An 11,544-nucleotide genomic window follows, 5' to 3' on the forward strand; every position below is an offset into this window, starting at 1 on the left:
CTCCTTCGAGAGGGAGCCGCCCGGGTACGACGAAGGCCCCGGAGCGAGCTCCGGGGCCTGGGTGCGTGCAGTGCGGGTGCAGCGGTCAGTCGGCGCCGGAGGTGTCCGGCGTCGTCGTGACCAGCTGGCTGCGCATGCTCTGACGCTACGCGGCCCGACGTCGCGAGGTCAACGGCGCCGGCCGACGGACGGCGGGGACCCACGGCGCCGCCGTGAGCCCCCGCCGTCGTGCGCGCGTCAGCCCGCCGCGGCCGCCCACCGCTGGCTCGCCGCCGCGGTGTCGGTGCGCTGCACCACCGCGCCGCCCGGGTCGGCCGTCAGCGAGAGGCCGGAGTTCTTGTTGCGGAGCTCGAGCCTCCCGTCCTGGACGGTGACCTGCCAGACCTGGTTGTCGGTGCCGCCGCAGCCGTACTGCCCGACCAGCGCCCCCTCTGCCCGGGAGCTGGAGAACACGTCGACGCACTGGCCGCTGCCCGCGTTCCGGATCGTGTAGTCCGTGCCGCCGAGCCGGGTGAGGATCCACTTCTGGCTCGGCGAGCTCGACTCCGGCGCGACCGTGAGCTGGGTGGACTCGTTGCCGGGCGCCGTCAGCCGCTGCCCGCTCGCCAGGGTGAGCGAGTACTGGCCGTCCGCGACCGGCGGCGGCACCACCACCTGGGTGCCCGTCGCGAGCGCGAACACGTGCACCGCCGCGTTCGACGGCAGCGTCACCGCCACGACCCGCTTGTCCGGGTCGACGGGGATGGTGTTCGTGTACAGGCGGTACTGCGTGGTCGGGTAGGCCGCCCCGGACGGGGTGTTCTTGCCGAGGGTGACGACGGCGATCTTCGCCCCGTAGGAGTTCGTCGCCAGGCAGCACCAGTTCGGCATGCCCAGCGTGCTCGCGGCGGTGCTGCCGTCGGCATAGTGCACGGTGACTCCGCCGGTCGCCGACCCGCTGGTACCCGTCCCGAGGACCCCGATGACGTTGCCCTCGCCGGAGACGGGGACCGTCTGCCCGGCGCTGCCGACGTTGTCGGGCGTGCCCGGAGGGGGGGACGGGAACGTGAAGTCGAAGCCGTTCGCGCTCACCGTCGCGCCCGGGGTCACCCCCTGGGCGGCGAGCCGCTCCGCAATGAAGCTGCTTCCCCCGCCGTCGATGTCGCCCTTCTCCGGTTCTGCCAGCGTCGTCACGGCGACGTTGTCGAACGCCGCGGCGAGGTCGGCGTAGGCGACGGTCGTCTGCGCCCGCGCCGCCACCTGACGGGGCGTGGCCCGCACGCGGTAGTCGACGGTGCCGCTGATCGTCGTCTGGCCGGGCGACGCCGTCGGCGGCGGCGTGACGTCGAACGTCGCGGTGAAGGTCGCCCCGTCCTTGAGGGCCTTGGCGGTGGTCGGCGACGTCGCCGCCACGGTCCACCCCTCAGGTGCGCTCAGGGCCGCCCCGGTGACGTCGACCGGCGTGCCGGTGTGGTTGGTGACGGCCAGCGTCGCCTGTCCCGCCGTGCCGGCCAACGACAACGACGGCGCGGTGACGACGGCGTCGACCGCCCGCTCCTGCGGGTGCTGCCCGCCGACGGCCGACGACCCCGTCACCCGGACGTCGAAGGCCCTGTCGGTGTCGACCCGCGCCGTCTGGACCGTCAGGACGCCGCTCGCCGGGTCGAAGACGTACCCGGGGCCGCGGTCCAGGTCGTCGACCGTCGCGGCCGCGGACAGCCGCTCGCCGCCGACCCGCACGGTCGCGGGAGCGGTGTCGGTGTGCAGGGTGAACCGGTAGCTGCGTGCGGTGGGCTTGCCGGTGTAGTCCCCGGTCAGCGCGCCCACGGCGACGTCGATCGGGCCCTTCCCGGCCTGCGGGGCGGACACCGCGAGCCGCTGCGAGGCGTGCGCGCCCGCGGCGTACTCCTGCGTCCGGCCGTCGTCCTCGTAGAGGGTGAACTTGGACGACCCCTGCGGGTACACGTCCACGTCCAGCCGCGCCGCCTGCTTGCCCGCCTGCCAGTCGGTGGTCCCCTCGGGGAACATCGGCACGATCGCGCCGCCGCGGACGAACAGCGGCAGCCGGTCGAGCGGGGCGGAGTACCCGTCGATCGTGGTCGGGCCGGTGTACGTCCGCCCGGTCCAGTAGTCGGTCCAGGTGCCCTCCGGCAGGTAGATGCCGTCGCGCACCGTGCTGTCCTCGTACACGGGCGCGACCAGGAAGTCGTCCCCGGCGAGGAACTCGTACTTCACGTCGTCGCCCCACGTCTTGGGGTCGTCCGGGTAGTTCACGTACAGCGGGCGTGTCGAGCCGAGGCCGGTCGCATGGGCGTCCGCCTGGTACGTGTACAGGTAGGGCAGCAACCGCTCGTGGAGCTGCAGGTACGAGCGGTTGATCGACGTGTACGGCTCGCCGTACCGGTAGGGCTGCTTGTCGCTCGCCGCCCAGCCGCTCATCGCGTACGTCATCGGCAGGAACATCTTCCACTGCAGGTCGCGCGTGTAGGTCTGCGCGCTGCCGCCGAAGATGCCGTCGACGTCGCCCGTCGTGGCCGCCTGACCGGACATGGTCGAGCCCGCGTAGGTCGGGATCTGCCAGCGGATGTAGTCCCAGCTGCCCGACTGGTCGCCGCTCCACATCGCACCGCACCGCTGCGTGCCGGCCCAGCCCTCGATGGTCACCACGGTGGCGCGGTCGGCCGAGCTGTCCTCGATGCCGGCGCTCGCCTTCTCGCAGGCAGACAGCGCGAAGCGGTAGCCGGGGCCCACCCAGGCGACGTCGGTCTTGCGGACCCGGACGCCGCTGGCCACCTCGGCCGGCTGCTCGGTCAGGTCGGCCTGCGTCCACAGCCCCAGCTCGGAGCCGTGCTCGGTGAGCATGTCGTGGGTCTCGGACAGGTCCTCGTACCCGCAGCCGTAGCCGTCGTTGACGAGCATCCAGCCCAGGGGCATGTCGTGGTCCGTGTAGCCCTCCGCGATCGCGGTGGAGTCGCGCAGCGTCTCGCGCTCGCCGCGGTTGGCGTTGTGCAGGTAGCAGTCGGCGTCGCCGAGCTCCATCGCGTACATGGGCAGCATGGCGGGGCGTCCGGTCAGGGTGGTGAGGTCGTCGAGCACCTTGCGGGTGTCTCCGACGAAGTAGTAGGCGTCGAACCGCTGCTCGGCGTGCTGCGTCGCGACGGGGTCCCCGAAGGCGTAGCTGCCGGGCGCGAACGTGTTGCGCAGCACCCCGTAGCCGTTGCTGGACAGGTAGAACGGGGACGCGTTCGGGTTGCCGCCGTCGTCCCAGTCGTAGTCGCGGGAGATCGTGATCGTCTCGTCGCGGTGCGAGAACCGTCCGTTCTGCATGCCACCGCCGAAGAACTGCTCGGTCGCCCCGCGCGTCAGGGACTGCGTCGTGCCCGACGGCCCCCACGCAAGCGGCGCGGTCTCGGCCCACAGGCGCCGGCCGTCGGCGTCGGCGAGCGCCAGCGTCAGGGGCGACTTCGTGACGGTGAGCGTGGCCTGCGTCGTCGTGATCCGGTACGCCGCGTCGTCCTCCGTCACGGTGGTGGCGGCGTCGCCGTCGAGCTGCCCGACGACGATCTTCGCGGCCGGGGCGGCGGGGTCGCTCGGGGTGTCGTTCGCCGGGTCGGTGAACTTCCCGTCCGGCGCGAGCCACACCCGCAGCGCGCCCGGGTCGAGGAAGGACACCCGGAGCCGGGCTTCTCCCCCGGCGGTGGTGCCGGCGGCGAACGTGTACGTGTCGCCGTCGCGCTCGAGGGCGGTGACGTCCGCGAGCGACGTCCCCGCCACGGCCGGGGCGGCCTCGGTGGGCGCAGTCCCGGCCGTGGCCGAGGCCGTCGCCGGCACCGCGAGCGCCAGCCCCGGGACGAGCACGAGCGCCGTGAACGCGGCCACCGCGCCGCGCCTTCGCCGTCGTCCCGGCCGTGTCCCTGTCGTGCTGCTGATCCGTGAACCTGTCTTCGTCGACATGTCGGTCTCCCGTGATCCAGGCACTTCGACGGTCACGCTCCGCCCTCTCCGTCGAGGGCGCAGTGATCGAAGTTGCTCGGATTCTCGCAGTGATGCGCGCGAACAAGCAAGGGGAACGTCATGTCGCGTCGACCGGCTGCCGCGCCTACGCCTCCAGGAGCTCGGTCCAGGCCTCGGTCTGCTTGGCGATGACCCCCTCGACCTTCGACACGAAGCCGCCTCGTCGAGACGGCGGCTGCGCCGGGTCGAAGCCTGCGAGCAGGATCTCGAGGCTCCTGGCGGTGCGTGCGTACGAGCCGGCGATCCGCTCGTGCTGCTCCCCCGCGACGTGCGCCGCGACGGCCGCCGCGACGGTGGCCAGCGCACCGACCCACGCCGACACCTGCAGCCCGTCGACCGCACCTCCGAGCGCCGCGAGGACCCCCGCGGCGAGCGTGTCGGCGAGCTGGACCCGGCGCCAGCGCCGACCGACGGCGTGGTGCTCGGCGGCGCGTCGCGCGTGCCAGTCCTGCTGCCCGCGCGCCCGGTCCTCCGCGTAGTCCGCGAGGGAGGAGATCTCGGGCAGGCGGGGGTCGTCGGTTCGCGCAGGGGCGGGCAGGAACAGGTCGGCGTCCGTGCGGTCCTCGACCGCACGGACCTTGCGCGCGAGCTCCTTGTCCCGGTTCGCCTCGGCGAAGGGCGGGGCGCCCGCGAGGTACATGTAGGCCAGGCTCTTGAGCGACTCGGCGGCCGCCCGTGCGTTCAGCCGCTCGCGCACCCTGGCGTTCGTCAGGAACTGCGCCTGGACGAACGCTGCCGTGGCGAGGGCGACCGCGCTCAGCCCGCCGACCGCTCGGGCTGCTCCGACGGTGAGGCCGCCCGTGGCGACCGTGACGGCGGTGACCGACCCGAGGACGATGAGGCTCAGGTTGGCGATCCGCGCACGTTGCAGCCCGGAGTGCAGCCGCTCCGCTGCCGCCGACCAGCACAGGTACTGCTCCCAGAGCAGCTCGATCGGCATCCTGGCCCCCCGGCGGTCACACGTGGAGCTCGACGTCGCGGTAGAGCATCCCGCCGTACCAGTCGAGGTTCTCCTGGGCGAGGTGCTCGGCCACCTGCCGGCCGAGCCTGCTCAGCTCCTCGGGACGCGTCGCCACCGACAACCGCTCGCCGAGCGTCGCGAGGACCTCGCCGCTGTGCAGGGCGCGGGCCGCGTTCTGCTGCAGGTTGCGTTGCGCGCGCAGCGCGCCGAGCGCAGCCCCGACGGCGGGCAGCACGATCGCCACCAGGGCGAACAGGCCCGCGAGGTGTCCCCCGGCGTCACGAAGGTCCGTCACCAGGTGGGTCGCCACCGCCGCGAGGGTCACGGCGAACAGGCCGTACACCGCACCCAGCACGGCCCGCTCCTGCCGACCCAGCCGGCGGCCGCGCGAGACCTGGTACCTGGCCTGGTCCTCGACCCAGCCGCGGACCAGCAGCTCGCGCAGCTGCCCGGCGCGCACGGGGACGTCGCCGCGAGGCCGTGCCAGCCAGAGCTCCTCCGCGGCGCGAGGGACCCAGCGCCCGGTCCGGTGACCGACCGACGCGCCGGTCCGGCCCCGGGACCCGTCCTCGACCAGGGCGAGGAAGAAGGAGCTGCGGCACACCTCCGCCAGGGCACGGTAGGAGAGCCACCTCGCATGGAGCTCGCCCCGCCGCGCCACGACCACCAGGGCGAGCAGGCCGACCAGCAGGACGAGCTCGCCGGCGACGAGCCAGACCTGGTCGTGCAGGACGACGACCTGCAGCGCCCCCAGCGCGACGGCGAGCGCAGACCCCACGAACAGGCCGCTGGTGGAGAGGTTGTACAGCCGCTGGTACCGGACGGCCAGGGCGTCGGCGCGGTCGAAGGCCGGCGAGATCCAGCACAGCCAGGGGTCGAGCACCCCGTCCGGGACGGCGGCCGCCTGGGCCGCCCGGCGCATGGTCCCGGCGAGGCCGTCCGCGCCGTCAGCGCCGTCAGCACCCGGGGTGGACTCACCGACGAACCGGGCGAGCTGGACGTAGGCCGTGACGTCCAGGCTCCCGGTGTCGCGCTCCAGGCGCCAGGTCCCCGGCTCGATGCGCCAGATCACGGGGGACGGCGCGGCACGGCGCGCCGCAGCCACCACGTCGGCGGTACCTCCCAGGCCGTGGGCGGGCGCCCCGTCCCAGACCGCCACGAGCACGTCGCACCGCTCGACCACGCGGTAGCCGGCCAGCATGTACGCCGACTCGCGGTCTGCCGACGCCGGTTCCGTCCGCACGGAGGCGGCGCGGCCGAGCAGCTCACGGAACTCCGCCCGGGACGCGGCGTCGTCGAAGTCGCGCTCGTAGTCGTCGGCCGGCAGGGGCAGCGCGGCCTCGAGCACCGCGCCAGGCTCCGCGAGCACCGTACGGGCGATGATGCGGTCGGAGCCCTCGGCGAGCGCCGACACGACACCGAACAGGACCTCGTCGATCCCCGTCGCCTGGACCGCTGCCCGTGTCTCGGCGATCACCTGGGACACGGCCGCGACGAAGGCGTCGGTCTCGGTGACGTCGCGGTGCCCGGTGGCGCCGATCCAGACCCGGACCGGGACATGCACCGCGGGCCGTGACGCCATGGCTCAGAGACCGGACGGCACGGGAACGTCGCCCCCGCCGCCGGAGGTGTCCGTGGCCAGGACGACGACGAGGAGCACCAGCCCGAGGACCGCCACGGCGAGGCAGGTCCAGAACGCCGCCTTCGCCCGCCGCTCCTTCCTGCTCAGCCCGACGCCGGCCACGATCACGCCGGCCCATGCGACGAGCCCGAGGCTGAACAGCCCGGCGCCCGCGAGCACGAACGCCACCGTCGACAGGACTGCGCGGTCCGACGGGGCCACGGTCGGTGCGGGCGCGGCCGGCGGTGCGGTGGCAGGCCCCTGCGCCGCCGCACCGGCCCGGGGGCGCGGCGCCGCGGCTCGGTGCGGCGACGACGGGGCAGACTGCGGCGGCACCCGTGACGGCGTCGACGGCGCAGACGTCGGCCCGGACGACGAGGCCGGCCTCGACACCGTCGCTGCGGGCGCAGGCGCGGGCGTCGGTGCGTGGGTGGCGGGCGCCGGGACGGAGGCGGGTGCAGGCGCAGCCTGCGCCAGGAACGCGACGATGGCCGCGTCCACGTCCTTCACCACGTCCGGACGGCTGCTCAGGCGGTGGAGCAGGTCCACCAGGTCGTCGCGGGTACGCGGGTCGTCCTCCATCTTGAGGCTGAGCTTGATGTCCTCGAGCAGGCGCGACTGCTGCCTCCACGTCAGCTCGTCGGCGTCCAGCTGGACGACGAAGTCGTGGATGTACGCGCCCGGCACCGGTGGGCGTTCCGGCGTCGGGTCGACCGGGACGGGCGGCATCGCGCCCAGTCTCTTGACCTCGTTCATGAGGGTGATGAACGAGTCGACCGACGTCGGGTCGTAGTCGATGATCTGCTCGAGCGACTCCTGGGTGCGTGCCAGGTCGATGTCGTCGATGCGGACGACGAGGACCGGCTTGCGGAGCGCGCGGGCGTAGGCGCGTTCGGCCTGGCACGCCTTCGACCGGCGCGAGTGCTGGGAGAGCGCGTAGACGAGCACGTCCGTCTGCTCGATCTGGTCGAGGATCTGCCCCCACCAGGTCCCGCCGCCGTGCAGCTCCCGGTCGATCCAGGCGTCGACGTCCACGTTGCGCAGCGACTTGGCCATGATCTCGACCGGAGGCCGGTCGGGGCTGGAGTAGCTGATGAACACGTGGGGGTTCGGCATGGCGCACCTGCTCAAGGTCGGCCGCGGCGGAGACCGCGTCACCTCGAAGGGAACGACCGCGGCGGGCCCTGATACCCGACGCGCACGCGACCCGCGGGGCCGCGTACGCCCCATCTCCGACCGGGGCGCCGGGGTCGCAGCAGTTCGCGACAAGTTCACCCGCCCGTTGCGCCGAGGACGGAGGGGCTCACGGCGTCGCCATGAGTCCCTCCGTCCTGTCCCTCCGTCCTGGCCCTCCGTCCTGGTCGACGCGTCAGATGACGATCTGCCGCGCGACCTCGGCGACCTTGAGCCGGCCGAGCGCGAGGTTCCCGCGCGACCGGTCGAGGACGACGTAGGCGATGATCGCCTGGTTCCCGTCGAGCGGGATGACGCGGGCGACGTGGTACTGCCCGGTGAAGGTGATGAGCAGGTCGTCGAGGTCGTCGGCGATACCCAGCGCCCGCATCGACTGCAGGCTCGAGCGGACGGCCTGGGAGTTCACGGCGGCGACCTGTTCGATGTCGATCGCGCCGGCGCTCCTCGTCCCCAACGACATCCCGCTCTCGGCGTCGACGAACACTGCGCCGACGACGCCCGGGTGCGAGATGAGTTCGGTGAGCGCGTCGTCGATGCTGGCCATGAGCGGTCCTCTCGGTCGATGGTCGATGTCGGCCCGCCCCGCACCCTCGGGTGCCGGGGCAGGACCGTGGTCATCGGTGGCATGGACCGACCCGTCGTCAACGCCGCCTTCCGCGGCCGGGGAGCGTCGTTCGGACGGGTCCAGGCCGAGCAGGATCCGCAGGTCGAACTCCGAGGTGTCGGGCGAGGCCGGGGCCGCGTGGGCGGCCTGAGAGGTCCTCGACCTCTTGCGAAGAAACGGCACGTGGAACATTCCCCAGAAGTGAAACGCTATTGACGACCAGCGGGCACCGGTCCGATGGCGACATTACCTCACGGAGCGCCCCGTCAATGCGCCCTTCTGCCATTCCATCGACATAGTGCTATCTGAATTGAAGAATGGCATATCAGCCGTCTCGACATTTCCTCAGCAATTTCCGTCCTACGATTCAGATCCTTGCGCCCGGCCGCGGTACGACCGCGCTCGCCGGAGGGTCAGCCGTCCGCGCGTGCCATCCGCCGCGCCGCACGCAGGCCGAAGACGGTGGCGGGTCCGATGGTCGACCCCGGGCCGGGGTAGGTCCGCCCCATGACGGACGCGGAGGTGTTGCCCGCCGCGTACAGGCCGTCGATGACGCTGCCGTCCTCCCGCAGCGCGCGTCCGTCGGCGTCGGTGACGACCCCGCCCTTGGTGCCCAGGTCGCCGATCACGACGCGGTACGCCACGAACGGACCCTTCTCGAGCGGACCGAGGTTCGGGTTGGGGCGCACGAGCGGGTCGCTGTAGTACCGGTCGTACGCGGAGTTCCCGCGGCCGAAGTCGCCGTCGACCCCCGTGCGCGCGAAGCCGTTGAACCGCCGCACGGTGCGCTGCAGCGTCGCCGGGTCCGCGCCGATCGCCCCGGCCAGCTCGGCGATCGTGCCCGCCCGGTGCGTGATGCCTGCCCGCCGCATCGCCTTGACGGCCCGCGGGTCCATCGCGAAGGTCTGCAGGTAGCGGCGCTGGGCGCGGGCGTCCAGGACGAGCCAGTACGGACCGTCCTTGTCGTGGGCGAGCATGTGGTGGCCGAGGTCCACGTACGACTCGGACTCGTTCGCGAACCGCTCTCCGCGCGCGTCGACCATGATCGAGTACGGCATCGACCGCTCCCCCACGATGAAGGCGGGCGACCCGCCGGGCGGGGCCTCGACCGACGCGCCCCACCAGGCGTCGTCCATGAGCTCGAGCGCCGCACCGGCCTCACGAGCGATCTCGATGACCTGCCCGACGTTGCCCGGGTTGCCCGACGGGTTGCCGTCGATGCCGTGGTACTTCTGCCGCCAGTCGGGGTTCGACTCGAAGCCGCCTGCCGCCAGCATCACGCCCCGCGTGGCGCCGACGGTCACGACCCGGCCCTCCCGGCGCACCCGGACGCCCACCACCCTCCCCCCGTCGACGACGAGGTCCTCCAGGGGCGAGGACAGCCACAGGGGCACCTCCCGCTCGACCAGCAGGGCCCGGCCGAACGACGTCATCAGCGCGTTCCCGATCCCGACGAGCCGCTTGCCGGTCACCACCCCGCCCAGGGCGCGGAACACGAACCGCGCGCCGCGCACGAAGCCGGCCGGCGTCGACCACGCACGGCCCAGCAGCCACACGTCGTCGGTCTTCGCGGGCAGCGCGATCGCCGACCGCAGCGTGTGCCACCAGTCCCCGAGCGGCTTGGAGTCCAGCGGCTCGACCTCGATCGACCGGCCGATCTTCCCGCCGGGGAGCTCGGGGTAGTAGTCCGGGTAGTCCTTGCCCCGCGAGAAGCGCATCCCGTGCCGCTCTGCCGTCGTGACGAGGTCGGCCACCCCGTCCACGAAGGCCTCCTTGCGCTCTCGCGAGGTCGACCTGCCCACGTCGCCGACGGTCTCGTCGAGGTATGCCAGGGCCTCCTCTCGCGAGTCGCCGGCACCGTCGCGGGCCATCAGCGGGTTGTCGGGCAGCCACAGCCCGCCCCCGGACATCGCCGAGCTGCCACCCCACTTCTCCGTGCCCTCGACGATCAGCACGCTCAGCCCCGCGTCCACCGCTCCCAGGGCGGTGGCGAAGCCCGCGGCCCCGCTGCCCACCACCACGACGTCGTAGGTGTGGTCGAACTGCTGCTCGGACGGACCAGGCATGACGACTCCTCTCATCCGGACACCACTGTCCGGTTCGCGTGCCTGCGATCCTCCAGCACGCCGCGCAAGGCGTCAACGGGTCCGTCGCCGCCGCGACGAGGGTCAGGTCGAGGGGCCGTGCACGAGGAGCGGTTCCACGAACCGCTCTCCCCCGTCCGCCTCCGGCTCGATGACGTTGTCCGCCGCGACCCGGCCCACCCCCATGAGGTCGAGGTCGATCGTGGTCAGACGCCGGAGCTTCTGGTCGATGACGACCTCCTCCCAGTTGTCGACGCCGACGACGGCGACGTCGTCGGGCACGCGGCGCCCCCGCGCCTCGAGGGCGTCGAGCACCCCGAACCCGATGTGGTCGTTGCCGCAGAAGATCGCGTCGTAGCGGGGCTGCTGCTCGTCGAGGAGGCCGACGGCCTGCTCGCCCCACTCGCGCCGCCAGCTCCCGTGCAGGGTCACCAGCGGGGCGATCCCCGCCTCCGCGAGCCCGCGCCGGAACCCCGCCGCACGCCGGCGCACGGCGAGGTCGTCCGCGTCCGCCGTCACGTGCGCGACCCGGGTGCGGCCCCGCTCGACGAGGTGGCGGGCCGCGAGGTAGCCGGCGCGCTCGTTGTCGGGGAGGAACACGAAGTCCTCGGGGTCGTCGGTCGCGGCGAAGGCGTACGTGACGGGCACGTCGAAGTGGTGGGTGATCGACGGCGTGACCCGGGCGTACCCGGACCCGACGACGAGCAGCCCGTCGATGCGGCGGTCCTGGAGCGTCCGGACGCTCTCCGTCATGTCGCGGTGGGCGTCGATCCGACCGTCGAAGACGAGCGCGGCGCGTTCCCGGCTGCCCAGCCGGAGGATCGCGCCCATGACGACCGGTCGGGAGAACGTCGCCGTCGCGCGGTGGGTGAGCAGGCCGACCGTCCGGCTGCGCCCGGACGCGAACGACAGGGCGAGGGCGTTGGGGCGGAAGTCGAGCCGTTCGGCCGCCTCGCGCACCCGTGCCTTGGTGGCCGGGGACACCACCGGGCTGTCGTTGAGCGCCTTCGACGCGGTCGCCTTCGACACGCCCGCCACCGCCGCGACGTCGCTCAGGCGCACGGCACGTTGAGTCGACATCAGACGA

7 protein-coding genes are annotated in these 11,544 nt (G+C 73.1%); all 7 read right to left on the reverse strand.

Annotated features, from left to right (window positions below; genetic code table 11):
- Nucleotides 1–237: 237 nt before the first annotated feature.
- Nucleotides 238–3,858 carry a TIM-barrel domain-containing protein gene (locus ACWGKI_RS01575; protein WP_452184129.1) on the reverse strand — a complete coding sequence of 1,207 codons (3,621 nt, stop codon included), beginning with the start codon at nt 3,856–3,858 and terminating at the stop codon, nt 238–240.
- A gap of 220 nt (nt 3,859–4,078) precedes the next feature.
- Nucleotides 4,079–4,933 (reverse strand): DUF4231 domain-containing protein, encoded by an 855-nt coding sequence (locus tag ACWGKI_RS01580; RefSeq protein WP_380241626.1) that lies wholly within the window; start codon nt 4,931–4,933, stop codon nt 4,079–4,081.
- Between the two features lie 16 nt (nt 4,934–4,949).
- Complete coding sequence (locus ACWGKI_RS01585) at nt 4,950–6,536, reverse strand: hypothetical protein (protein WP_452184132.1); 1,587 nt, start codon at nt 6,534–6,536, stop codon at nt 4,950–4,952.
- A gap of 3 nt (nt 6,537–6,539) precedes the next feature.
- On the reverse strand, nt 6,540–7,691 hold the full coding sequence (locus tag ACWGKI_RS01590; RefSeq protein ID WP_452184133.1) for a toll/interleukin-1 receptor domain-containing protein: 1,152 nt from the start codon (nt 7,689–7,691) through the stop codon (nt 6,540–6,542).
- Between the two features lie 253 nt (nt 7,692–7,944).
- Nucleotides 7,945–8,313, reverse strand: a complete 369-nt coding sequence (locus tag ACWGKI_RS01595; RefSeq protein WP_380240996.1) for a roadblock/LC7 domain-containing protein — start codon at nt 8,311–8,313, stop codon at nt 7,945–7,947.
- Between the two features lie 473 nt (nt 8,314–8,786).
- The gene (locus ACWGKI_RS01600) at nt 8,787–10,439 is read right to left on the reverse strand and encodes an FAD-binding protein (protein ID WP_452184136.1); all 1,653 of its coding nucleotides are present in this window, start codon (nt 10,437–10,439) and stop codon (nt 8,787–8,789) included.
- Between the two features lie 102 nt (nt 10,440–10,541).
- The gene (locus ACWGKI_RS01605) at nt 10,542–11,537 is read right to left on the reverse strand and encodes a LacI family DNA-binding transcriptional regulator (RefSeq protein WP_452184137.1); all 996 of its coding nucleotides are present in this window, start codon (nt 11,535–11,537) and stop codon (nt 10,542–10,544) included.
- Nucleotides 11,538–11,544 lie beyond the last annotated feature (7 nt).

It is taken from the genome of Isoptericola sp. NPDC055881 (assembly GCF_053615895.1).

Bases quoted from the DNA above. Each gene is read 5' to 3' on its own strand.
- ACWGKI_RS01600 (WP_452184136.1), bottom strand. From the start codon at position 10,439: ATGCCTGGTCCGTCCGAGCAGCAGTTCGACCACACCTACGACGTCGTG.
- ACWGKI_RS01595 (WP_380240996.1), bottom strand. From the start codon at position 8,313: ATGGCCAGCATCGACGACGCGCTCACCGAACTCATCTCGCACCCGGGC.
- ACWGKI_RS01585 (WP_452184132.1), bottom strand. From the start codon at position 6,536: ATGGCGTCACGGCCCGCGGTGCATGTCCCGGTCCGGGTCTGGATCGGC.
- ACWGKI_RS01580 (WP_380241626.1), bottom strand. From the start codon at position 4,933: ATGCCGATCGAGCTGCTCTGGGAGCAGTACCTGTGCTGGTCGGCGGCA.
- ACWGKI_RS01605 (WP_452184137.1), bottom strand. From the start codon at position 11,537: ATGTCGACTCAACGTGCCGTGCGCCTGAGCGACGTCGCGGCGGTGGCG.
- ACWGKI_RS01590 (WP_452184133.1), bottom strand. From the start codon at position 7,691: ATGCCGAACCCCCACGTGTTCATCAGCTACTCCAGCCCCGACCGGCCT.